22 protein-coding genes are annotated in these 23156 nt (G+C 72.0%); 6 read left to right on the forward strand and 16 right to left on the reverse strand.

Going from position 1 to position 23156, the window contains the following annotated elements; all coding sequences use genetic code 11:
- Nucleotides 1–170: 170 nt before the first annotated feature.
- Nucleotides 171–3068, reverse strand: coding sequence for a UPF0182 family membrane protein (locus IE217_RS17105; RefSeq protein WP_190178856.1), 2898 nt, complete (start codon nucleotides 3066–3068; stop codon nucleotides 171–173).
- Between the two features lie 175 nt (nucleotides 3069–3243).
- Between IE217_RS17105 and IE217_RS17110 the strand changes: the two genes are divergently transcribed.
- Complete coding sequence (locus IE217_RS17110; RefSeq protein WP_190178726.1) at nucleotides 3244–3786, forward strand: PPA1309 family protein; 543 nt, start codon at nucleotides 3244–3246, stop codon at nucleotides 3784–3786.
- 169 nt (nucleotides 3787–3955) lie between these two features.
- On the opposite strand, the gene IE217_RS17115 is transcribed toward IE217_RS17110, so the two are convergent.
- The 4 genes from IE217_RS17115 to IE217_RS17125 all read right to left on the reverse strand — a co-directional run bounded on the left by IE217_RS17115 (nucleotide 3956) and on the right by IE217_RS17125 (nucleotide 7158).
- The gene (locus tag IE217_RS17115; protein ID WP_190178727.1) at nucleotides 3956–5053 is read right to left on the reverse strand and encodes a YlbL family protein; all 1098 of its coding nucleotides are present in this window, start codon (nucleotides 5051–5053) and stop codon (nucleotides 3956–3958) included.
- A gap of 72 nt (nucleotides 5054–5125) precedes the next feature.
- Nucleotides 5126–5257 carry a hypothetical protein gene (locus IE217_RS35110; RefSeq protein WP_268249151.1) on the reverse strand — a complete coding sequence of 44 codons (132 nt, stop codon included), beginning with the start codon at nucleotides 5255–5257 and terminating at the stop codon, nucleotides 5126–5128.
- 156 nt (nucleotides 5258–5413) lie between these two features.
- On the reverse strand, nucleotides 5414–5875 hold the full coding sequence (locus IE217_RS17120) for a molybdenum cofactor biosynthesis protein MoaE (protein WP_190178728.1): 462 nt from the start codon (nucleotides 5873–5875) through the stop codon (nucleotides 5414–5416).
- Between the two features lie 170 nt (nucleotides 5876–6045).
- A complete protein-coding gene (locus IE217_RS17125) occupies nucleotides 6046–7158 on the reverse strand; it encodes an SDR family oxidoreductase (RefSeq protein ID WP_190178729.1) in 1113 nt (370 codons plus the stop codon).
- A 191-nt stretch (nucleotides 7159–7349) separates the two neighbouring features.
- Between IE217_RS17125 and IE217_RS17130 the strand changes: the two genes are divergently transcribed.
- On the forward strand, nucleotides 7350–8807 hold the full coding sequence (locus IE217_RS17130) for a zinc-dependent metalloprotease (RefSeq protein ID WP_190178730.1): 1458 nt from the start codon (nucleotides 7350–7352) through the stop codon (nucleotides 8805–8807).
- The gene (locus tag IE217_RS17135; RefSeq protein ID WP_190178731.1) at nucleotides 8804–9325 is read left to right on the forward strand and encodes an NUDIX hydrolase; all 522 of its coding nucleotides are present in this window, start codon (nucleotides 8804–8806) and stop codon (nucleotides 9323–9325) included. Before IE217_RS17130 ends, IE217_RS17135 begins: the two co-directional genes overlap by 4 nt.
- A gap of 83 nt (nucleotides 9326–9408) precedes the next feature.
- Here IE217_RS17135 and IE217_RS17140 read toward each other — a convergent pair whose 3' ends face one another.
- From IE217_RS17140 to IE217_RS17155, 4 genes are all read right to left on the reverse strand, one after another.
- Nucleotides 9409–10164: an AIM24 family protein gene (locus IE217_RS17140; protein ID WP_190178732.1), complete on the reverse strand. Its 756-nt coding sequence runs from the start codon at nucleotides 10162–10164 to the stop codon at nucleotides 9409–9411.
- Nucleotides 10165–10181: 17 nt separating this feature from the next.
- Nucleotides 10182–10862, reverse strand: a complete 681-nt coding sequence (locus IE217_RS17145; protein WP_190178733.1) for an AIM24 family protein — start codon at nucleotides 10860–10862, stop codon at nucleotides 10182–10184.
- Between the two features lie 12 nt (nucleotides 10863–10874).
- A complete protein-coding gene (locus IE217_RS17150; RefSeq protein WP_190178734.1) occupies nucleotides 10875–12560 on the reverse strand; it encodes a TerD family protein in 1686 nt (561 codons plus the stop codon).
- A gap of 141 nt (nucleotides 12561–12701) precedes the next feature.
- Nucleotides 12702–13298 carry a M48 metallopeptidase family protein gene (locus IE217_RS17155; protein WP_190178735.1) on the reverse strand — a complete coding sequence of 199 codons (597 nt, stop codon included), beginning with the start codon at nucleotides 13296–13298 and terminating at the stop codon, nucleotides 12702–12704.
- A 255-nt stretch (nucleotides 13299–13553) separates the two neighbouring features.
- Between IE217_RS17155 and IE217_RS17160 the strand changes: the two genes are divergently transcribed.
- Both IE217_RS17160 and IE217_RS17165 read left to right on the forward strand, forming a co-directional pair.
- Nucleotides 13554–14783, forward strand: coding sequence for a TOMM precursor leader peptide-binding protein (locus IE217_RS17160; protein WP_190178736.1), 1230 nt, complete (start codon nucleotides 13554–13556; stop codon nucleotides 14781–14783).
- Nucleotides 14776–16158: an ABC1 kinase family protein gene (locus tag IE217_RS17165; RefSeq protein ID WP_190178737.1), complete on the forward strand. Its 1383-nt coding sequence runs from the start codon at nucleotides 14776–14778 to the stop codon at nucleotides 16156–16158. Before IE217_RS17160 ends, IE217_RS17165 begins: the two co-directional genes overlap by 8 nt.
- A gap of 34 nt (nucleotides 16159–16192) precedes the next feature.
- Here the strand turns inward: IE217_RS17165 and IE217_RS17170 are convergent, their stop codons facing one another.
- The 5 genes from IE217_RS17170 to IE217_RS17190 all read right to left on the reverse strand — a co-directional run bounded on the left by IE217_RS17170 (nucleotide 16193) and on the right by IE217_RS17190 (nucleotide 20107).
- Complete coding sequence (locus IE217_RS17170) at nucleotides 16193–16402, reverse strand: hypothetical protein (protein WP_190178869.1); 210 nt, start codon at nucleotides 16400–16402, stop codon at nucleotides 16193–16195.
- 148 nt (nucleotides 16403–16550) lie between these two features.
- Nucleotides 16551–16874 (reverse strand): putative WhiB-interacting protein, encoded by a 324-nt coding sequence (locus IE217_RS17175; protein WP_190178738.1) that lies wholly within the window; start codon nucleotides 16872–16874, stop codon nucleotides 16551–16553.
- Entirely contained in the window at nucleotides 16871–17239 is a 369-nt protein-coding gene (locus tag IE217_RS17180) for a WhiB family transcriptional regulator (protein ID WP_189705287.1), read from the reverse strand. Before IE217_RS17180 ends, IE217_RS17175 begins: the two co-directional genes overlap by 4 nt.
- A 173-nt stretch (nucleotides 17240–17412) precedes the next feature.
- Entirely contained in the window at nucleotides 17413–17736 is a 324-nt protein-coding gene (locus IE217_RS17185; protein ID WP_190178739.1) for a hypothetical protein, read from the reverse strand.
- Nucleotides 17737–17902: 166 nt separating this feature from the next.
- Nucleotides 17903–20107, reverse strand: a complete 2205-nt coding sequence (locus IE217_RS17190; protein ID WP_190178740.1) for an ATP-dependent DNA helicase UvrD2 — start codon at nucleotides 20105–20107, stop codon at nucleotides 17903–17905.
- 184 nt (nucleotides 20108–20291) lie between these two features.
- Between IE217_RS17190 and IE217_RS17195 the strand changes: the two genes are divergently transcribed.
- Nucleotides 20292–20534 (forward strand): mycoredoxin, encoded by a 243-nt coding sequence (locus IE217_RS17195; protein ID WP_190178741.1) that lies wholly within the window; start codon nucleotides 20292–20294, stop codon nucleotides 20532–20534.
- 113 nt (nucleotides 20535–20647) lie between these two features.
- Here IE217_RS17195 and nudC read toward each other — a convergent pair whose 3' ends face one another.
- Together nudC and IE217_RS17205 are read right to left on the reverse strand one after the other, a co-directional pair.
- Nucleotides 20648–21592, reverse strand: coding sequence for an NAD(+) diphosphatase (nudC, locus tag IE217_RS17200; protein ID WP_190178742.1), 945 nt, complete (start codon nucleotides 21590–21592; stop codon nucleotides 20648–20650).
- A 154-nt stretch (nucleotides 21593–21746) separates the two neighbouring features.
- Nucleotides 21747–23150: a dipeptidase gene (locus IE217_RS17205; protein WP_190178743.1), complete on the reverse strand. Its 1404-nt coding sequence runs from the start codon at nucleotides 23148–23150 to the stop codon at nucleotides 21747–21749.
- Nucleotides 23151–23156: the final 6 nt, after the last annotated feature.

A 23156-nucleotide genomic window follows, 5' to 3' on the forward strand; every position in this document is an offset into this window, starting at 1 on the left:
CCACAGAGAGACAAGTCAAACACAGACGGCCCAACTCTCCACGGCGGCAGGGCCGTCGCGCGCCCGAAGCACATGAGTTCGCACACCAGGAAGGCCCGGATCCGTGAGGGGATCCGGGCCTTCGGTCTACGCGACCGGGCGACGTGGGCCGCAGGGCGGCCGGTTGACGGTCAGCCCCCGCCGCCCCCGTTCTTGCCGGTGGACTTGGAGGCCTTGGCCTGCGCTTCCTCGGCCCGCTTCAGCGCGTCCTGGAGGTCCTTCTGCGCCTTGCCGTACGCCTGCCAGTCGATCTGGGGCCCCTTGAGGGCGGCCTGGCTGTCGTCGAAGGCCTTCTGGGCGTCCTTCAGGGCCTGTTGCACCGTCGGGTTGCCCGACGCCGGCGGGTTCGTGTTACCGGTCTGGGGCGGCGGTTGCGCGCCCGAGGTGCCGAACACCTTGTCCAGGGCCTGGTCGAGGGTGTCCTCGAACGCGGTGGCGCCGCCGTAGGTCACCAGCACCTTGCGCAGCAAGGGGTACTTGAGCTGCCCGCCGCGCACGTAGACCGGTTCGACGTACAGCAGTCCGCCGTCGAGCGGGACGGTCAGCAGGTTGCCGTACTCGATCTCGGAGTCGCCGCCTCTGATGAGCCGGACGAACTCGGCGATGTTCTGCTGGGAGTTGGAGTTGAACTGGCTCTGCACCTGTTTGGGGCCGCCGACCGTGGTGCTCGTCGGCAGCTTCAGGATCCTGATCTGCCCGTAGTCGGGCGTGCCCGCCTGCGAGTCGACCGCCATGAACGCGCTGAGGTTGTCCCGGCCGTTGGGCGTGAACGTCGTCGTCAGGGAGAACGCCTGGGAGCCCTGGTCGGGCATCTTCATGGTCAGGTAGTACGGCGGCACCGCGTTGCCCGACTTGTTGGTCGGGTCGTCCGGCACCTGCCACACCTCGCTGCCGCTGAGGAAGGTCTGCGCGTCCTGCACGTGGTAGCGGGTGAGCAGCTCGCGCTGGACCTTGAACAGGTCCTGCGGGTAGCGCAGGTGGTCCATCAGGTCCTGCGAGATGTCCGCCTTGGGCTTCACCGTGCCCGGGAAGGCCTTCATCCAGGTCTTGAGCACCGGGTCCTGGGTGTCCCACTGGTACAGCTTGACCTCGCCGGTGTAGGCGTCGACCGTCGCCTTGACCGAGTTGCGGATGTAGTTGACCTGGTTCTGCTGGGCCACCACCGCGCGCGAGTCGTTGCCCGCGGTCAGGGAGTCGGCCGTGGTGTCACCGAGGGTCGTACGGGAGGCGTACGGGTATCCGTTCGTCGTCGTGTAGGCGTCGACGATCCACTGGATGTGGCCGTCCACCACCGCCGGGTAGGCGTCGCCGTCGATGGTCAGCCAGGGGGCGACGGCCTCGACGCGCTCCTTGGGCGTGCGGTTGTACAGGATCCGCGAGCCCTCGCCGATCGCGCCCGAGTAGAGGATCTGCGGCTCGCCGAACGCCACCGCGTACGCCGCCCGGTTGACCGGGCTGGAGAGGCTGACGCCGCTCTTCTCCCGGTAACTGGTGGTCTTCTCGCCGTCGTTGTCGGAGTAGTCGATCTCCTTCTGGGGACCGCCGACGATCGAGTACGTGGTGGTCTTCTCGCCGTAGTAGATCCGCTGCTCGTACGTCGGGAGTTCGCCGGAGGACGGCAGGTCCGACTCGGTGAAGACGGGCTGGCCGTTGCCGTCCGCCTCGGTGCCCTTGGCCGCGACGACGCCGTAACCGTGCGTGTACCGGAAGTGGTTGTTGATCCAGTTCTTCTTCGGGATGCCGTCCAGGTTCAGCTCGCGCAGACCGATGACGGTGTCCTGGACCTTGCCGTTCTTGCTGTAGCGGTCCACGTCCAGATTGTTCGGGAACGTGTAGTAGTTCCGGATCTGCTGGAGTTGCTGGAAGGTCGGCGAGACGATGTTGGGGTCGAGTATGCGGATGCTCGCGGTCTTGTCGACGTCGTCGCGCAGGGTCGACTTGTCCTTGGCCGAGCCGGTGCCCGCGTACTCCGTCACCTTGGCGTCGTCGATGCCGTACGCCTCACGCGTCGCCTTGATGTTCTTGGCGACGTACGGCGCCTCCTTCGCCTGCTCGTTGGGCTGGACCTGGAACTTCTGCACGATCGCCGGGTAGAGCCCGCCGATGAGGATCGCGGAGAGCACCATCAGGCCGAAGCCGATCACGGGGAGCTGCCAGGTGCGCCGCCACAGGGTGGCGAAGAACAGCAGCGCGCAGATGACCGCGATGCAGAACAGGATGGTCTTGGCGGGCAGGTAGGCGTTGGCGTCGACGTAGCGCAGACCGGTCCAGTTGCCCGTCGCCCGGAAGTCGCTGGACTTCACCGCCAGTCCGTACCGGTCCAGCCAGTAGGCGACCGCCTTCAGCGCGACGAACACGCCCAGCAGCACCGACAGGTGGCCGGTCGCGGCGGCCGTGGCGCGCGCGCCGGGGCTGGTGACGCGCAGGCCGCCGTACAGGTAGTGGGTGAGCGCGGCGGCGATCAGCGACAGGACCGTCGCGGCGAAGCCGAAGCCCAGCAGGAACCGGTACCAGGGCAGGTCGAAGGCGTAGAAGGAGACGTCCAGGTGGAACTGGGGGTCGCTCTGGTGGAACGGCACGCCGTTGACCCACATCAGCCATGTGCGCCACTGGCCGGCGGCCGAGGCGCCCGCGATCAGGCCCACCACCGCGGTGATCCCGCACAGCAGCCACTTCTTGTACGGCGCGATGCCCATGCGGTAGCGGTCCAGGCTCTGCTGCTCCACGGACATCGCGCTCAGCGGCGGCCGCATCCGGTGCGCCAGCCAGACGTTGAAGCCGACCGCGGCCGCCATCAGCAGGCCGAAGACGAAGAACAGCCCGACCCTGGTCCACAGTGTGGTGGTGAACACGGACGAGTAGTGCACCGAGCGGTACCACAGCCAGTCCGTCCAGAACCCCGCGAACATCGAGAACGCCATGCCGAGGACGGCGAGGACGCCCAGTGTCATCAGCAGGGTCCTGGCACGCCGGGACGGGCGGCCCACTCTGATCCGCGGCCCCGTGGGGCCTCCGCCGCGGTCCGGCATCTGGAAAGCCAAGGTGCGCACCTCGAAGTTCGCTGTTGGTTCGCTGTCGTTGCGTCAGGCCCGGTGTCCGCGGACCGAACGGTGGGCCCGCGTGATCGAGGGCCCACACCTATGCAACTTACTCACCGTTTACTCGGTTCCCGATTCCGCCCAGGAACGAGGCAGGATTGTGACCATGTCCAACACTCCCATGGCAGCGAACCCGCTCACCCGGGCCGTGCTCGAGATCGACGAGTACGCCTCCGGCCTCGGCTGGGACCAGCCCGCCCGCCTTTTCGCCCTCGTAGACACCACGCGGCTGCGGGCCCAGGAGCCCGCCCTCGCGGACCAGCTCGGCCTGGCGGACGAGCAGGAGACCTCCGGTCTCACCCCCATCGAGCAGGACGAGATCCCCGCTGACCGGCCGCTCGACGAGTTCCTCGCCACGATCGCCTGGCCCGACGCGGTGACCGGGTGCGCGCTGACCGTGGAGCGCCTGATGCTGCCCCCGTCCGCCGAGGCGCAGGTCCCGCAGGGTCTCGACGAGACGAAGCTCACGCAGTGGGTGGCGGAGCACCCCGAGCGCCAGGAGGTGCGCATGACGGTCGCGGTCCTGCGTGACGGCGCGCGGGAGTCCGCCCTGCGCCTGCGCGAGAAGGACTCCGCCACGGAGGTCCTCACCGGCGCCGACCTGGTGCCGGGGCTGGCGGAGGCACTTGCGGCCACCTTCGAGGACTGAGGCGCCGACCGGAGGCTGACGACCCGGGGGCCGGCGGCCGGCGGCCGGCTTCGGTGCGGGGCCGCCGGGGGTGACCTGGGGCTGCCCTGGGGGCGCGCTCGACTGCGAGTGCGCCCCGGCCAGCTTCCCCGCTCCCCCGTCTTCTTCCCCGCTCCCCCGTCTTCTTCTCTCAGCCCTTGGTGGTGCACTTCGGCAGGGCGGCGGTGTCGCCGGTGCGGATGTCCTTGAGGGCGTTCAGGGCGTCGCCGATGGTGTTGACCTTGACCAGGGTCAGCCCTGAGGGGGTGTCCTTCGCGGCGGCCGCGCAGTTGTCCGCGGGCGTCAGGAAGTACTGCGCGCCCTTGTCGCGGGCGCCGACCGTCTTCATCTCGACGCCGCCGATCGGGCCGACCTTGCCCTGGTCGTCGATCGTGCCGGTGCCGGCCACGAACTTCCCGCCGGTCAGGCTGCCCGGGGTGAGCTTGTCGTAGATGCCGAGGGCGAACATCAGGCCCGCGCTGGGCCCGCCGACGTCGGCGAGCTTGATGTCGATGGTGAACGGGAAGGTGTGGTCGGTCCCGGCGGAGATTCCCACGATCGCGCGCTTGGCGCCGGTGTCGTCGGACTCGGCGGTCGTGATGGTGACGTCCTTCGTGGCCGTCGCCTGCTTGTGCGCCTTCTCGGCCGCGGCCTGGTCCTTGGCGGGCACGATCGTGAAGACGACGTCCTGTCCCGGCTTGTGCTTGGTGACCAGCTTGGCGACGTCCGAGGGCTGCTTGACCGCCGTGCCGTCGACGGCCTTGATCACGTCGCCGGCGTGCAGCCGGCCCTGGGCCGGGGTGCCCTTGACGACGGTGGAGACGATCACCCACGACTTGACCGGGACGCCGAGTTCCTTCAGGGCCGCGACCTTGGCGCTCTCCTGGGACTGGCTGAACTCCTCCGCGTTCTCCTGGGTGGACTGCTCCTCCGTCTTGCCGTCCGGGTAGAGCGTGTCGTGCGGGACGACCCGGTCGTCGTGCGCCAGCCAGCCGTAGACGGCCTCCACCAGGTTCATCCGGTAGTCGGCGCTGGTGACCCGGACGGTGGTCATGTTGAGGTGGCCGTCCGCCGGGTAGGTCTTGTGCCCGGAGATCTGCAGCACCGGCTCGCCGTCGTGGTCACCGAGGGTGTTGACCGTGGGTCCCGGGGACATCTCCGAGTACGGCACGGGGAGGAAGACTCCCGCGCACAGGAGCGCGATCAGCATCAGGGTGGAGGCGAGCATCGTCGCGGTGCGGCGTGGCATGACTCGACAGTACGGGACGGGTGTGTCGGCGCACCGTCAGGGCCGCCGTCCGCCCCGCACGACGGGCTTCGGTCAGGTGCCGGAGGTGGACCGCTCCATGGCCTCGCGGAACCGGGCGTACCCGTCCAGCTCGGGGCCGTCGGAGCGCGCCTTGCGGGTCCGGTTCGCCCAGCTCCCCCACAGTCCGGCGCCTATCGCAGCCATCAACGGAATCAGCAACCAGGCGAGCGCCGCCATGCTGACCTCCCAACCCCAATTGAGCGACCGCAACTGACTGATCAGCAGATTAACCATCCGCACTGACAACGCTCACGGCAGGGGGCCGGTTACGCAACCCGGGGTACGGCACAGGGGTTCGGCTCAGCAGGCGCCGACCCACTCCTCGGTACCGTCGGAGAACTTCTGGTGCTTCCAGATCGGCACCTCGTGCTTGAGGTCGTCGATGAGTTTGCGGCAGGCCTCGAAGGCCTCGCCCCGGTGCGGGCACGACACGCCGACGACGACGGCGAGGTCCCCGACCCTCAGACCGCCCACCCGGTGCACGGCCGCGAGCGCCCGCACGGGGTACTCGGCGGCGACCTTCTCGGCGATCCGCCGCATCTCGGCCTCCGCCGTGGGGTGGCAGGAGTAGCCGAGCTCGTCGACGTCGGCGCCGCCGTCGTGGTTGCGCACGGTGCCCACGAAGAGCGCGGTCCCGCCGGCCGCGTCGTCCCCGACGGCCCGGAAGACCTCGTCCAGGGAGAGCGGCGTCTCCCTGATGCCGATCAGCTTGATGGGGTCGTCGGCGGCGCGCTCGCCGGGGTGGTCAGTGGTGGGTGCCATGGCTCAATCGTGCCGCACGCGCGCGACCACGGGAAATGCCCCCGTCGTCCGGCACGCGCGCGTGGCCGTTGTGGTGTCCTACGAGTGCGGTGCCCCGGGAGGCCCCGTCGCGCCCGTGCCCGCGCGGGACGCACGGCGGCGAGCAGGACCGCCCGCGCGTGCGCCCCGGCTCAGATCCGGCGACGGGCCTTGCGGGCCCGTCGTACGACCGCCGCGGCGCCCAGGAGGGCGACCGTCGCGCCGGCCGCTCCCGCCGCCGTGGCGTCCTTGCGCCCGAGCCGCCGTCCGGCCACCGTGTGACGCCCGGAGACCTCCTCCAGGAGCTCCGCGAGGACCTCCTCGTTGGTCCACTTGGGACGCCACCCGGCGTCGTGCAGCCGGCTGCCGCTGACCACCCAGGGGTACATCGTGTAGGCGAGGTCGCCCGCAGGTGACGGCGTGAGCCCGATGCGGTGCAGCCGTGCCGCCGCGCCCAGCGCGACCGCCGACGGCAGCTCCATGCGCCTGATCCCGCTGAGCTCCTCGACCTCCTCCTGCTCCAGCCACCCGTCGCACCCGACGGCCAGCTCCCCCTCAGCCTTCTCCAGCACGGCGTACTCCAGCGCCCCGCACAGGTCGTCGACGTGGCAGAACTGCCACGCGGGGCGCGATCCGGCCACGACGAGCAGGCGCGGCGACTCGAAGTACCTGGTCAGCGCGGTGTCGGTGCCGCCGACCAGCACGGCAGGGCGCACCACGGTGACGTTGAGCCCGGGATGCGCGCGGGGGGCCCGGCGCGCGAGGCGCTCGATCTCCAGCAGGTCGCCGACGCCCGTCGCCTCCGCGGTCGCCCGCAGCTCCGCGTCCTCCGACAGCGGCAGTTCGTTGTCCGGCAGCGCGCCGTACACCATCGCGGAGGTGCACAGCACGACCCGGTGCACCCCGGCCGCGGCCGCGGCGGTCAGCACGGTCTGCGTCCCCCGGACGTTGTAGGCCGTACGGGCGGCGGGGTCGGTCTCCAGGTCGAGGTCGAGCGCGAGGTGCACGACGACGTCCGCCCCGCGCAGCTTCTCGGCGATCGCCGGGTCCCGTACGTCGAGGATGTGCCACTGCGCCGCCGCGCACTCCCCGCGCCGCTCGTCGATGGCGATGACCTGCTTGATCTCGCCGGACGCGGCCAGCCGCCCGGTGAGCAGGGCGCCGACGCCGCTCGCGGCTCCGGTGACCGCGACGACGGGCCCGCGCACGGCGGGGGAGCTTCGAGGGTTTCGCGCTGCGCGAACCTGTGGATCTGGGGAACTCACCGGGCGTCTCCAGCGGTTGTCTTCCATACGGGCGCGAATGACGCGTACGTACCAGGTGGCTCCATCCTGCCGCAGGCGTCGTGTCGGCGAAGCACCGAGGCCCGAACCGCCCGCGGTGTCTACGCTGGGTGGTGTTGTCGGGCAGCCGCGCCGCCGGAGAGAACCGGTGGCCTTACCAGCCGAGGAACCCCGTGAGTGACACCCCATTCGGATTCGGCCTTCCGCCGGAGGAGCCGGACGACGGCGACGAGGGCAAGAAGAAGGACCAGCAGAGCGGTGGTGGGCAGGGACCGGCCAACCCGTTCGGTTTCGGGCCTGGGGCCGGAGGCCTTGGCGGGCCCGGCGCCGACAATCCGCTCGCTGCCATGTTCGGTTCGCTGAACCCCACCGACCTGGGCGCCGCCTTCCAGCAGCTGGGCCAGATGCTCTCCTACGAGGGCGGCCCGGTGAACTGGGACATGGCCAAGCAGATCGCCCGCCAGACGGTGTCCCAGGGCACCTCCGACGGCACCAAGGACGCCAGCGTCGGCCCCGCCGAGCGCAACGCGGTCCAGGAGGCCGTACGCCTGGCCGACCTGTGGCTCGACGACGTGACGTCGCTGCCGTCCGGCGCCGCCTCCGCGGTGGCGTGGTCCCGCGCGGAGTGGGTCGAGGCGACCCTGCCGGCCTGGCAGGAGCTCGTCGACCCGGTCGCCGAGCGCGTGGGCACCGCCATGGGCGACGTGCTGCCCGAGGAGATGCAGGCCATGGCCGGCCCGCTGATCGGCATGATGCGCTCGATGGGCGGCGCCATGTTCGGCACCCAGATCGGGCAGGCCGTGGGCGTGCTGGCCGGCGAGGTCGTCGGCTCCACCGACATCGGCCTGCCGCTCGGCCCGGCCGGCCGGGCCGCGCTGCTGCCGGTGAACATCGAGGCGTTCGGCAAGGACCTGGGCGTGCCCCAGGAGGAGGTGCGGCTGTACCTCGCGCTGCGCGAGGCCGCCCACCAGCGCCTGTTCGCGCACGTGCCGTGGCTGCGCTCGCACCTGTTCGGCGCGGTCGACGGGTACGCGCGCGGGATCAAGGTCGACACCGCCAAGCTGGAGGACGTGGTCGGCCAGTTCGACCCGCAGAATCCCGAGCAGCTGCAGGACGCCCTCCAGCAGGGCATGTTCCAGCCGGAGGACACCCCGGAGCAGAAGGCCGCCCTGGCCCGTCTGGAGACCGCTCTGGCGCTCGTGGAGGGCTGGGTGGACGCGGTGGTGCACGCGGCCGCCAAGCCGCGCCTGTCGTCCGCGGACGCGCTGCGCGAGACGCTGCGCCGGCGCCGTGCCTCCGGCGGCCCCGCCGAGCAGACGTTCGCCACGCTGATCGGCCTGGAGCTGCGCCCGCGCCGCCTGCGCGACGCCTCCCGGCTGTGGGCCTCGCTGACCGACGCGCGTGGGATCGAGGGCCGCGACGGTCTGTGGGCCCACCCGGACATGCTGCCGACGGCCGCCGACCTGGACGACCCGGACGGCTTCGTGCACCGCGAGCAGCTGGACTTCTCCGAGCTGGACAGGATGCTCGGCGAGGCGGCCGGCGGCGCCGGGAAGCCCGACCTGCACAAGAAGGACCCGGCGCAGGACGGCGACCACAAGGACGACGGCAAGGGCGACGGCGAGGAGTGAGCCTTCACGACGACGCGGTCCTCGTACTGAAGGGGTACGGGGACCAGGACGAGCTGCGCCAGGCCTATCTGGACCACCTGTCCGCGCACCCGGACGGCATGTGGAAGGCGTGCCACGCCGGCCACCTCACCGCGAGCGCCCTGGTGATCGACCCCGAGCGCGGCCGGGTGCTGCTGACGCTGCACCGCAAGCTGCGGATGTGGCTCCAGATGGGCGGCCACTGCGAGCCGGGCGACGCCACCGTCGCGGCGGCCGCGCTGCGGGAGGCCACGGAGGAGTCCGGCATCGCCGGGCTCGCGCTGCTGCCCGGCGGACCGGTCCGGCTGGACCGGCATCCGATCCCGGCGCCGTGCCACTGGCACCTCGACGTGCAGTACGCCGTGCTCGCCCCGCCCGGCGCGGTCCACGAGATCAGCGACGAGTCCCTGGACCTGCGCTGGTTCGCCTACGACGAGGTCGCCGGCGTCGCGGACGACTCCGTCGTACGGCTGCTGGAGGCCACCCGGGCCAGGCTCTGAACGCGGCCGTGCACGAAAGATGGCCGTGCACGAAGGGTGCGGGTAAGGGGTGACCGCCCTGGCGGTCACCCCTTACCCCGTGCTCAGCTCCAGACGTTGCCCTGGTTCTGCCCGCGCGCGCCCTGCTGGCCCATGCCGAACTGGGCGGCCAGCCCCTGCCCGATCACGGCGTTCTGGGGCGGCAGCAGCTCGCTGGGCTGGACGAGCGCGTAGCCGCTGCCCATGAAGCTGAGCTCCCAGCCCTCGCCGGTGTTGCCGCGCCGCCGCCACACCCCCGAGGAGTGCGTCTGGGCCTGCATCTGCACCCGCAGCCCGGTGGACCAGGCGACGATGGCGTCGGCGTCGCAGTTGACGTACTTGTCGGGCGTGACCTGCATGAGCAGCGGGGCGCCCGAGGTCATCAGGGCGACCTTTCCGCGGCCGGTGATGTTCAGCTGGTACTTCCCGGAGCCGGAGATGCCGTACATGCTGTCGACGGCGATGACCTCGTGGTGCAGCGAGGAGTCCATCGCCAGCACGTAGGCGCTGTCGACGGTCAGGCCGTCCTGCTCCACGTCCATGAGGTGCACGTACTGGGCGAGGTTGGCGAGGTAGACCGTGCCCTGCCCGTGGCAGCGCATCAGGTCCAGGCCCTCGCCCGTGTAGGCACGCGCGCGTGCCTGTCCGTGGCCCTGGTACTCCGCGTCGAACTCCATCAGGCCCTGGTAGGCGACCATCGTGCCCTTGCGGGCGAGGATGTCGTCGTGGCCCTCCAGGGTGACGCGCAGCATCTGCTTGTTCTGCAGGCTCCAGCGCTCCTGGGTCTGGGCGTCGTTGAAGGCGAAAAGCGGGCTCTGCATGATGTACTGACTCCCCCTCAGCCCCGGAACCGGAGGCGGTCGGTGCTGTCCTCGCTGGGCTGGACGACGACGATGCCCGTGCCGGAGAACGCCATCTGGTACGCCTCGCCGCTGCCCCGGCCGATCAGGGACTGCGCCTTGAAGCTGCGCTTGCCCTTCACCTTCAGGTTCGGCGACCAGGCGACGAGCGCGTCGGGGTCGACGTAGGTCTCGTCCTCGCCGCCGCCGCAGTCGACGACGATCGGCTCGCCCCGGGAGGTGAGCGCGACCCAGCCCTGTCCCGAGATCTTGGTGTTCCACAGGCCCTGTCCGGCGAACTTGGCCAGGCCCTTGACCCGTTCGACGCCCCACTGGAGGTTCGCGTCGAAGGCCAGCAGGTTGGTGGCGTTGACGGAGATCGCGTCGCCGCCCAGGTTGATGACGACGACGTTGGCCCCGTAGTCGGCGAGATAGAGCAGGCCGTCGCCGGAGCACTTCATCAGCGGTGCGCCCTCGCCGGTGATCCAGTCGCGGGCGATCTGGCGCACGGCGGGCGGGTTGGGCTCGTACTGGATGAATCCCTCGTAGGCGACCATCGACCCCACGCGCGCGAGGAGGTCGTTTCCGGTCTGCATGGCGACCTTCAGCATGTGGCTGCCGTGGTTCTCCATGCGGGCGGTGACGGGTGCCGGGGCGTAGCCCGCGAGCGGCTGGTTCATGACGGGCTCCCCTTAGACCTCGTAGGGCTGGACGACGACGAAGTTGCCGGGTGCGGCGCGGAACTGCAGGTTGACGCCCTCGCCGGTGTCCCCGGGGTAGGCGTTGCGGCGCATGCGCACCTGGCTGGAGACGATGACCTGCGCGGCGGCCGACCAGGCGACGACCGCGTTGGAGTCGACGAACGTCGTAGGCGTGACGGGCAGTACGACGGGCGTGCCGTGCGTCTTGACGACGATGGTGCCGGTGCCCTGGAACTGCATGGTGAACAGGGCGCCGCCGGGGATGCCGTGTCCCTCGATGCGGCGGACCTCGTACTGGAGGCTCTCGTCGAAGGCGAGGACGTTCTCGGCGGAGACGCAGATCGCGTCGCCCTGGAGCTCGACCGGGTGCAGGTGGGCGGCGCTCTCGGCGAAGAACACCTGTCCCTGGCCGGTGCAGCGCATCAGCTGCATCTCCTGGCCGGTGGCGTTGCCGACGATCCGGCCGACGAAGCCGGCGCCCTTGTAGCTGAAGTCGACCTTGCCCTGGTAGAGCACCATGCTGCCCTGCCGGGCGAGCACGGGCTGTCCGCCCACGCCCAGGTCGGCGCGGACCAGCTTGCCGTTCTGCAGCGTCCAGCGCTGGCCGGTGGGCGTCTCCTTGAACTTGCTGAGCGCCGCGGCCACGCCGGTGCCCTGGGGCGCGCCCTGGGGGACGCCCTGCGGGACGCCGCCGTACGGCGCGGGCGGAACCTGGCCCGGAACCTGGCCGTAGGGCTGCTGGCCGTAGCCGGGGGGCGGGGGCGGGGCGTGAGGAGCGGGCGGCTGTCCGTAGCCGGGAGGTGGCGGCGCGGTCGGGGCCGGGGGCTGGTGGCCGTAGGGCTGGTGCTGTCCGGGCTGTCCGTAGGGCGCCGGGGCCGGGGCGGGCGGCGGGACCGTGCCGCCCGGCGGGGTCATGGGCGCGATGATCGTCGGCGCCGCGTGCACGGAGGGCGCGGGGGCCGCGGGCGGGGGCGGCGGGGTGGCCGCGGGCGGCGCGAACCCCTGGTGGGCGGGCTGCGGCGCGGGCGGGGGCGTGGGAGCGGACGGCGCGGGCGGGGCCGAGGGGGCGCCGAAGGCGGGCGGGGCAAAGCCGGGCGCGCCGCCGGTCTGCGGCTGCTGCGGGGCCGGGGCGGGTTCGGGGGTGTCCTCCTCGAGGACCTCGCCGCCGAAGTTCTTCAGCAGCGCCTCGAGGCCGCCGTCGAAGCCCTGGCCGACGGCCGCGAACCGCCACACGTCCTTGAGGTAGAAGTCGCCCAGCATGACGGCCCGTTCGGTGGTGAACTCCGAGCCGCTGAACGAGTACCGGGCCACCTCTTCCCCACCCGCCACGATGCGCAGGTATCCGGGGTTGATCCGGGACATCTGCCCGTCGCCGTCGATCGTCGCCGTGAAGGACAGCTTCTGGACGGTGGGCGGGATGCGGTCCAGCGTCACCCGGAAGGACTCCGTGTCGCCGGCCTGGGCCCCCAGCAGCTGGATGGCCTCCTCGGGGGACTTCGGCTGGTTGAAGAAGATGAAGTACCGGTCGTCCGAGAGCCGTTCGTCGGCATCCAGGCCGAAGCAGCTGATGTCGAAGGTCAGTCCGGGGGCGGAGATCTGCACGCCGACGTACAGATCCGTGCCCGCGGTCAGGTCACTGATCCTGGCCTTGTGGCCGCGTTGGAATTCCCTGGGCATGCGTAACGACCGTCCCCCGTCCCGAGTGCGAGTGCGTCGCGCCAGGCTAACCGCAAACTCCGACACCGGACGAAGTCGGTACGAAGCCGGTACACAATCCCTGTCGGGCCGCACCGGACGACGGCGGGCGGCGCGATCGGCTCACTCGGCGCGGGCCCCGGGCAGTTGGGGCAGGCGGGCCGCCGCGACGACCCCCTCCAGGTAGCCCCTGGCCCGTTCGGTGCGCGGATAGGCCTCGAGGAGCCGCCAGAAGTCGGGGCCGTGGCCGGGCACGAGCAGGTGCGCGAGTTCGTGGAGGAGGACGTAGTCGACGACGTACTCGGGCATGCCCTGGAGCCGGTGCGAGAGGCGGATGCTGCCCTCCGCCGGCGTGCACGACCCCCAGCGGGTGTTCTGGTTGGTGACCCAGCGGACCGAGGCGGGCCGGGCCCTGCCGTCGAAGTACTGCGCCGACAGCCGCCGGGCGCGCTCGGCCAGCTCGCCGTCACCGATGGTCCGCCTGTTCTCCTGGGCGGCCAGCTTGTCCAGCATGACGGTGACCCAGCGCCGCTCCTCCGCCTCGGACATGCGGGCGGGGATCAGCACGATGGTGCGGTCGCCTTCGCGGTAGGCGGAGACGGTCCTGCGGCGGCGGGCGCTCCTGCGGACCTCGATCGCGCTCGCCGTCAAGCCGCTCGGCGGCGGGCTCGTCTTGCTGCGCTGTGGCGTTCCGGCGCTGTGCAGTGGGTCGGCGGACACGCCCCGACGTTACCGGGTGCACCCAGGAGAAGTCCCGGGTCCGGGACGGTTCCGTACCGATCCCCCACCGGGCGTTTGCTTCGTACGACCGATTATTACGACGAGTACGACGATCATCCACCGCCTGTGGACAACTTTCCGCACCGGCCGGCCGGGCCGTGCATTCTGGCACTCGACGGCGGAGCGACGACCGGCTCCACCGGCACATGAGGACGCTCTGCGACCTTCCGACTCTCTACGGCTACGGGGGCCCGTATGCATCCGATGGTGAAGAGCGCGCTCCGGCGCGCCTGGCGCGACCGCAGCACCGTGCAGTTCGGGATGACCCCCGCGCACGCACTGACCGTGGGCCCGATGGACACGGCGACGGGCCACTTCCTGGAACTGCTCAACGGCACGCGCGGCCTGCCCCTGCTCCGGCAGGAGGGGCACCGCATGGACCTCCCGGAGGGCCACGTCGACCGGCTCGTGCGGGGGCTCGCCCGCGCGGGGCTGCTGGACGACGCGCGGGGAGGCGGGGATGCGGCCTCAGCCCTGCGCGAGAAGCGGGAGGTCATGGACCGGCTGGCCCCCGATCTCGCCTCGCTCTCGCTGGTCGCGCGCGGACCGGGCGAGGCGATCGGGCGGCTGGCCGCCCGGCGCGAGCTGCGGGTGCGGGTCCGCGGCGCCGGCCGGGTGGGCGCGGTGCTGGCCGCGCTGCTGTCGGGCGCGGGCGTCGGTGAGGTCGAGGTGCTCGACGGCGGCCGCGTCGAGCCGTGGGACGTCGCTCCGGGCGGGCTGCCCGCCGAGGCGGTCGGCGAGCGCAGGGACGCGGCGGCACGGCGCGCGGTGCGGCGGGCCGCCCCGGACCGTCCGGTGCGCGGTGGGCCGGGCCCGGAGCCGTCCGGGGCCGGGGACCCGGGGTTCGCGCTGGTGGTCCTGGCCCCGCGGGACGACCTCGCCGTGCACGCGCCCGACCCGTCCGCGACCGCCGGCCTCGTAGAGTCGGGGACCCCGCACCTGTACGCGGGTGTGGTGGAGGGCACCGGCGTAGTGGGCCCGCTCGTGCTTCCGGGCGCCACGGGCTGCGCCGGCTGTCTGGACCGCGACCGCGGCGAGGGGGACGCGGCCTGGCCCCGGCTGGTGGCGCAGTGGCGCTCGGGGAGACAGCGCGCCGTGCGCCCCTGCGACCTGGCGCTCGCCACGACCGTCGCCGCACTGGCGGCCGCGCACGCCCTGGCCTTCCTGGACGGCGGGCTGCCGTCCAGCGCGGACGCCCGCTGGGAGGTGTCCGTGCCCGGGCTGGACTGGCGCTCGCGCCCGGTGCGGCCGCATCCCGCGTGCCCGTGCGGGGCGGCGAAGGAGGGCTCGCGGGAAGGCGTGGGCAAACACACCTCCGAGGAAGCGGGCCCACGCGGGACAATGGCGGTGCAACGGCCGTCGTCCACGCCCTGCCGCCAGGCAGACGCGGAGCGGCTTGCTGGGACTTGGAGGGCGCATGTCTGATCTTCCCCGGAAGGCGGTCACCCGGACCGCCAAGCTCGCCGCGCTCCCGCTCGGCTTCGCCGGGAGAGCGACCTGGGGACTCGGCAAGAGGATCGTCGGGGAATCGGCGGAGCTCGTCGGCCGCGAGCTGCAGCAACGCACGGCCGAGCAGCTGTTCAAGGTGCTGGGCGAGCTCAAGGGCGGGGCGATGAAGTTCGGGCAGGCGCTGTCCGTCTTCGAGTCGGCGCTGCCCGAGGAGGTGGCCGGGCCCTACCGGGCCGCGCTCACCAAGCTCCAGGAGGCGGCGCCGCCGATGCCGACCCGCACCGTGCACGCGGTGCTGGAGGAGCGGCTCGGTGCCGACTGGCGCGAGCTCTTCGTGGAGTTCGAGGACAAGCCCTCCGCCGCGGCCTCGATCGGACAGGTCCACCGCGCGGTCTGGCACGACGGCCGCGAGGTGGCGGTCAAGGTCCAGTACCCCGGAGCCGGCGAGGCCCTGCTGTCCGATCTGAGCCAGTTGAGCCGGTTCGCCCGGCTGCTGGGTCCGCTGATCCCGGGCATGGACATCAAGCCCCTGATCGCCGAGCTCAGGGACCGCGTCTCCGAGGAACTCGACTACGGCCTCGAGGCCCAGGCCCAGTCCGCACACGCGACGGAGTTCGCGGACGACCCCGACGTCGTGGTCCCGGCCGTGGTGCACCAGCGCGAGCAGGTGCTGGTCACCGAGTGGATCGACGGCGTCCCGCTGTCGGAGGTGATCGCGGACGGCACCCCGCAGCAGCGCGACCGCGCCGGCCAGCTCCTCGCCCGCTTCCTGTTCTCCGGTCCGGCCCGCACCGGCCTGCTGCACGCCGACCCGCACCCGGGCAACTTCCGTCTCCTGCCCGGCGGTCCGGACGGCGAGGAGGACTGGCGGCTCGGCGTGCTGGACTTCGGCACGGTCGACCGCCTGCCCGGTGGTCTGCCCGCCCCGATCGGCGAGTCCCTGCGCATGACGCTGGACGGGGAGGCGGAAGCGGTCTACGAACTGCTGTGCGCGGAGGGCTTCGTCAAGGAGTCGATCGACCTGGACCCCGACGCGGTCCTCGACTATCTGCTGCCGATCATCGAACCGGCCCAGGTGGAGGAGTTCACCTTCACCCGCGGCTGGATGCGCAGCCAGGCGGCCCGCATCGCCGACCCCCGCTCCCCCGCCTACCAGCTGGGCAAGCGGCTCAACCTGCCACCGTCGTACCTGCTGATTCACCGCGTCACCCTCAGCACGATCGGTGTGCTGTGCCAGCTCGGGGCCACGGTGCGGTTGAGGGAGGAGCTGGAGGAGTGGCTCCCCGGGTTCGTGCCGGACCTGGAGAGCGAGGAGCCGGAAGAGCCTGAGGAGTCGGTCGCCGAGGCCTGAGCCGCGCGGGCCCGGTGCGGGAGGAGGGCCGGGTCTACCACCAGGCGGAGTCGAGCCGGCCCTCGATGGCGCGGAGGTTCTCCCGGGAGCAGGCGTCGCAGAAGTAGCGGCGGACGCCGTTCTCCACGGAACACGTCCACGTGGGCGGCGGGCCCTCGGCCCGGTTGCCGCAGCGCGCGCACACCGCGGACGGGCGCTGCCGCGTGCAGTCGTCGTGGTCGTGGCCGCCGGTGGGACTCGTCACGAGGCGACGGTACCGCCGCCCGGTGGAGCGGGCCCAGCAACGCACCGTGGGGGCCGGCCCGCTCGTCACGGACCGGCCCCCACGAGGACGGTTGTGCCCGCCGCGTGTCTCCCGGTGAGGGGAGAACACCGCCGGGCGGTGCGGCCGGTTACTGCATGACCGCCATGGCGAGGGCGCGGCGGGCGCGGCGCGAGGCGCGCTCGGCGCGGCGCTGCATCCGGCGGGCGGCGATCAGGCGCACGGCCTGACGTTGCTCCTCCGCCTCGCGCAGGCGCTCGTGCATATGCGCACGGGCCAGGGCTTCTGGGATGAGTTGCATCTCTCGGGTCCTGTTCTGACGCGAGTCGTTCGCGCCGGTGGTGGTGACGTCTTCGGTCGCGGAGCCTGCGGGCTCGCTGGTGGACGGCTTCATCGGGGCCTGCTTCTCGGGGTCGTGCGTGAGGGGGCGGTCGATCGTTCCTGCGGTGTTCATGCCGTGACCGGGTTCTTGCGCGGGCGGCCACGCGGCCGCTTCCGGGCGACGACAACACCCTGGACGAACAGCTCGCCACCCCAGACGCCCCAGGGCTCACGCCGCTCCTTGGCGCCGGCGAGGCAGGCCTCGATCAGCGGGCAGGTGCGGCAGAGGGACTTGGCGTACTCCACGTCCGCCGGCGACTCGGCGAAGAAGACCTCCGGGTCGTAGGAGCGGCACGGGACGGGCACGCCGAGGTTCTCGATGGCGTCGTCGAGCGCGGTGAGCGCGGTGAGCGGGATCAAGGCGGGGTCCTCCGTGAGACCGGGCTTGGGGATCGTGTCGGAAGGCGGTACGGACGGGGCGTGCGCTTCGAGTTGCACGGTTCGTCTTCCTCGTCTGGTCGGTCCGGCCGGGTGGGCCGGGTGTCGGCTGGGTACCGGGTCTTTTCTTGTCCCGAGGCCCCTTCGCTCCGTTCTCCCGCTCAGGGAAAACAGAAGGGCCGCGGATCCCGGGTGGGGTTCCGCGGCCCTGAAGGCGCCGGCCTGATCGGCGATCAGGCTGGATCACTCCAGGGTTCTGGCCCACGGAAGGCCCACATCAGGTGGTGCTGCGTCGTCTGCTTCCGGTTTCCGGCACCGGCCGCCGCAAAGGCATAGGCCTGCGCCTGTGCCTCTACCGCTGCTGCCAGTGCCTTGGTCGGTCGCTCATCGCGCTCACGGACGGGAAGACCCGCGGGAGCCACGAGGGACGCCGGACGCACGGCACGAATGCCGGACAGACCGGTGCCCTGACCGAAGACGCCGAGCATGCACAGGGAGACGACCGAGCGATCGGTCATTTTGGCGGTGCTGACAAAGCTGCTCTTCATGCTGATCACTTCAATCGCCTCCTCTCGGCGTCCAAGGGGACCGGTGGTGAGCCGGCCCGTACGGATATGTAAGTACAGCACGGAATCAGGGCCTCAGGAAGGCCGCTGTTCCCGTGACCAAGAACCTATGGGGACTGACGGGGCGTACGCAAACTATTTTTTCGACGAGTTGGCATCAGTCCGCGCCCTCTTCCTCCCCGGGGCGCCCACCTGCGCAGATGGCCAGGACATCGGCCCCGTAGCGGTTGAGCTTGCGCGTCCCCACGCCGGGGATCCGCGCGAGCTCCCGGTCGTCGTCCGGGGACGCCTCGGCGATCGCCATCAGCGTCTTGTCGGTGAAGACGCAGAACGCCGGCTGCCCGCTGAGCCGCGCCTGTTCCGCCCGCCACTCGCGCAGCCGCTCGTAGAGCCCCTCGTCCATGTCGGAGGGGCAGTCCTCGCAGCGCATCAGTTTCATCTCGCCGGCGTCGGTGAGCGTGCGCCCGCAGACCCGGCAGCGGGCCGGCACCCGCCGGGTACGCCGGGGCGCCGAGCCCACGCCGGCCGCCGGGGCGGTGAAGCCGCGCTCGACTCCCCCGGCGCCGGCCGCCTGCGCGCGGGCGGCGAGCGCGGCGGAGCCGGGCCGCAGCCCGTCCAGGAAGCGGCTGGGGCGTCTGCTGGGGCGGCCGCCGGGCGAGCGGGACAGCGACCAGGAGACGTACAGCTGCTCGCGGGCGCGGGTGACGCCGACGTAGAGCAGGCGGCGCTCCTCCTCGATCTGCTCGTCGGTCCTGGCGTAGGTGATCGGGATCATGCCCTCGGCGACGCCGACCAGGAAGACGGCGTCCCACTCCAGTCCCTTGGCGGAGTGCAGGGAGGCGAGGGTGACGCCCTGGACCGTGGGGGCGTGCTGGGCGCCGGCGCGCTCGTCCAGCTCGGCCACCAGGTCCCCCAGGGTGGCGCCGGGGCGGGCGGCGGCGAAGTCCTGGGCGAGGCTCACCAGGGCGGCGAGCGACTCCCAGCGCTCCCGGACGGCGCCCGAGCCGGCCGGGGGCTGCGAGGTCCAGCCCTCGCCGGAAAGGACGGCCCGCACCTGGGAGGGCAGGTCGACGGCGTCGTCCAGCAGGGAGTCGTTGCCGCCGAAGCGGGCGGCGGCCCGCAGGGCGATGCCCGCCTTGCGCACCTCCGGACGGTCGAAGAAGCGCTCGGCGCCGCGGAGCTGGTAGGGCACACCGGCGTCCGCGAGGGCCTGCTCGTAGGTCTCGGACTGGGCGTTCGTCCGGAACAGGACCGCGATGGCGCTCGCCGGGACACCGGAGGCGATGAGGTCGTGGATGCGGCGGGCGGCGCCCTCGGCCTCGGCGGGCTCGTCGGTGTACTCGGTGTAGACGGGCTCCGGGCCGGGGGCGCGCTGGGAGACCAGTTCCAGCCGGTGGTCGGCGGCCCGGCCGCTCGCCTGGGCGAGCAGTCCGTTGGCGAGGTGGACGACCTGCGGGGTGGAGCGGTAGTCGCGGACCAGCTTGACGACGGTGGCGCCGGGATGGCGGGCACGGAAGTCGAGCAGGTGATCGGGGGTTGCTCCCGTGAAGGAGTAGATCGTCTGGCTGGCGTCGCCCACCACGCACAGGCTGTCCCGCTCCCCCAGCCACAGCTCCAGCAGGCGCTGCTGGAGCGGGCTGACGTCCTGGTACTCGTCCACCACGAAGTGCTGGTACTGGGCGCGGACCTGCTCGGCGATGTCCTGACGGCTCTGCAGGATGCCGACCGTCAGCAGCAGCACGTCCTCGAAGTCGATGACCGAGCGGTCCCGCTTGAGGTCCTCGTAGACGGAGTACAGCTGGGCGATCTCGGCCGGGTCGCGCGGGGACTCGCGGCCGGCCTTCGCGGCTGCGAGCGCGTAGTCGGCGGGCACGGTCTGGGTGACCTTGGACCACTCGATCTCCGCGGTGACGTCCCGCAGCTCGCCCCGGTCGAGGTGGATGCGGCAGGCGGCGGCCGCGTCGGCGACCAGCTGGATCTTGCGGTCGACCAGCCGGGGCAGGCTGCCACCGACCGCTTTCGGCCAGAAGTACTGGAGCTGGCGCAGCGCGGCCGAGTGGAAGGTGCGGGCCTGCACGCCCGGCGCGCCGAGCTGGCGCAGCCGCCCGCGCATCTCGCCGGCCGCGCGGTTGGTGAAGGTGACGGCGAGCACGCTGGAGGGCTGGAGGATGCCCGCGCGCACCCCGTAGGCGATGCGGTGGGTGATCGCCCTCGTCTTGCCGGTGCCGGCTCCGGCCAGCACGCACACCGGACCGCGCAGGGAGGTGGCCACCTCGCGCTGCTCGGGGTCGAGCCCCTCGAGCACCGCGTCGGCAGAGTCCGGGACCTGCGAGAAGAGCGGGGAGTGCGTTGCTGCTGTCACACCGCCATGCTGCCAGGTCGGCGGAGACGGGTGAGCCGGTTGTCCACAGGCAGGGCCCTGCGGTCGTACTAATGCGGCAGGCGTCACGCCGGACCGGATACCCCCCGAGGGAATGCCGGGCCGGTCGCGTACGTTCCTCACGAGCGAGGATCCGTCCCCGACCCGCCGAAGGAGCGCGAGAGACATGCCGGGCACTGTGACGATGTACAGCACCACGTGGTGCGGCTACTGCCGCCGGCTCAAGAGCCAGATGGACCGCGAGGGCATCGCGTACACCGAGATCAACATCGAGCAGGACCCGGAGTCCGCGACCTTCGTGGAGAAGGCGAACAACGGCAACCAGACCGTCCCGACCGTGCTCTTCGAGGACGGCTCCACGCTCACCAACCCGTCGCTGGCGCAGGTCAAGCAGAAGATCGGCGCCTGACACCGGCCACCCGCCGACCCGCCGGACCAGACAGTGAGAAGGCGGCTTCCGAGATCACCTCGGAAGCCGCCTTCTCGCTGTCTGCGCCTTTGCCCTGCGCGACCGCGGAACCCTCAGACGAAGCTCCGCGTCGGCAGCGGCTGGCCGTACCAGAGCTCGATGAGCCGGGCCGCGATCGAGATGCCGTACGGAGGGAGCACCTCGCCGGACTCGAAGGCCGCGCCCAGTTCCTGGCGGGAGAACCAGCGGGCCTCGTGGATCTCGTCGCCGTCCACGTCGATGTCGGTCGAGGTGGCGTGGGCCATGAAGCCCAGCATGAGGCTGGACGGGAACGGCCAGGGCTGGCTGGCGACGTACTCGACCTGGCCGACGGCGATGCCGACCTCCTCGTGGACCTCCCGGCGCACCGACTGCTCGATGGACTCGCCGGGCTCGACGAAGCCGGCGAGCGTGGAGAAGCGGCCCTCGGGCCAGTGCACCTGGCGGCCGAGGAGGATGCGGTCCTCGTCGTCGGTCACCGCCATGATCACCGCGGGGTCGGTGCGCGGGTAGTGCTCGGCGCCGCAGGCCGGGCAGCGGCGGATGTGGCCGGCGGCGGCGATCACGGTGCGCTCGCCGCAGCGGGAGCAGAAGCGGTGCAGGCGCTGCCAGTTCTCCAGGGCCACCGCGTGCACCATCAGGCCGGCGTCGCGGGGCGACAGCAGCAGGCCCGCCTCGCGCAGGCCCGCCGGGCGGGCGGACTGGTCCATGCGGCCGGGCAGGGAGTCCTTCTGGAGCGCGAAGTAGCTGACGCCTTCGGCGTCCGTGCCCAGGAAGTAGCGGTGCGCCTCGGTCAGGGGCGCCTCGAAGGACGGGGTCATGACGAGTTCGGTACGGCCGTCGGCCGTCTCGTCGATGAGCACCTGGCCGCCGGAGACCACGAAGCAGCGGGTGGTGGGGTGGCTCCAAGCCGCGGCGAGCCAGGCCTCGTCGAGCCGGTGGTGGGCGGCGCGGTCGATGCCGCTGGGCGCGGTGAGTGAGACGGGCCGGTCGGCGGTGTGGTCGGTCCAGGTGGTCACGGGTGCTTCCAACTCCCCCGGTGCAACGGTTGTTTCGGCGGCGGTTCGGTGGGACGGGCGTCAGGCGGCGACCGGGTCCGGCGGGGCGTGGAGGTGCGGGACGGCCCTTCCAGTGTGCCCCGCGCGGGTGCCGGTCCCGGACGGCGGCCGTGTCTCAGGGCGCATCGGGCCAGTGCTCGGCGAGGTCGCCCCACAGATGCGCGCTGGTCTCGACGCCCTTGAGGAGGAGGTCCAGCTCGACCTTCTCGTTCGGCGCGTGCCAGCCGTCGGAGGGGACGGAGATGCCCAGGAAGAGGACGGGTGCGTCGAGGACCTCCTGGAGGTCGGCGGCCGGTCCCGAGCCGCCCTCGCGCGTGAAGCGGACGGTGGTGCCGAAGGCGCGGCCCATGGCGCGGACCACGGATTGCAGGGCCGGGTGGTCCAGTGGGGTCAGGCAGGGGCGGGTGGCCGCGCCGAAGGCGATCTCGCAGCGGATGCCGGCGGGCGCCTGCTCGGCGGCCCAGGCGCGGACGGCCTTCTCGACGTGGTCGGGGTCCTGGCCGGCGACCAGGCGGAAGGAGAGCTTCACCATCGCCGTGGAGGGGATGATCGTCTTGCTTCCGGGGCCCTGGTAGCCGCCGCCGATGCCGTTGACCTCGGCGGTGGGGCGGGCCCAGACGCGCTCGAGGGTGGTGTGGCCGGCCTCGCCGTGGGCAGCGTGCGACTTGGCGGTGCGCAGCCACTGCTCCTCGTCGAAGGGCAGCTCGGCGAAGAGTTCGCGCTCGCGGTCGGTGAGTTCGACGACGCCGTCGTAGAAGCCGGGGATCGCCACGCGCGCGTGCTCGTCGTGCAGGGCGGCGACGAGGCGGGCGGCGGCCGTTGCCGGGTTGGGCACGGCGCCGCCGAAGGAGCCGGAGTGGATGTCCTGGTCGGGCCCGTACAGACGGATCTCGCACTCGGCGAGGCCCCGCATGCCGGTGCACACGGTGGGGGTGTCCCGCGACCACATGCCGGTGTCGGACACGATCACCGCGTCGGCCGCCAGGCGCCCGGCGCGGCTCTCGACCAGCGCCCTGAAGTGCGGGGAGCCGGACTCCTCCTCGCCCTCGATCAGCAGCTTGAGGTTGACGGCCGGGCTGGTGCGGCCGGTGGCGGCGAGGTGGGCGCGGACGCCGAGTGTGTGGAAGAACACCTGCCCCTTGTCGTCGGCGGCCCCGCGCGCGTACAGCCGGCCCTCGCGGACGACCGGCTCGAAGGGGTCGCTGTCCCAGCCGTCCTCGAGGGCGGCGGGCTGGACGTCGTGATGGCCGTAGACCAGGACGGTGGGGGCGCCGGGGTCGTCGGAGGGCCACTCGGCGAACACGGCCGGGGCTCCGGGGGTCTGCCAGACCTCGGCGGTGGTGAAGCCGGTCTCCTTCAGCTTGGCGGCGAGCCAGTCGGCGCTGCGCCGTACGTCGGGCGCGTGGTCGGGCTGGGCCGACACGGAGGGGATGCGCAGCCACTCGGCGAGGTCGTCGAGGAAGGCGGTGCGGTGCTGCTCGATGTACGTGCGGACGACGCTGTCCGGGGTCTGGCTCATGCTCCC

The organism is Streptomyces naganishii JCM 4654, from assembly GCF_014650575.1.
GTDB classification, from domain to species: domain Bacteria; phylum Actinomycetota; class Actinomycetes; order Streptomycetales; family Streptomycetaceae; genus Streptomyces; species Streptomyces naganishii.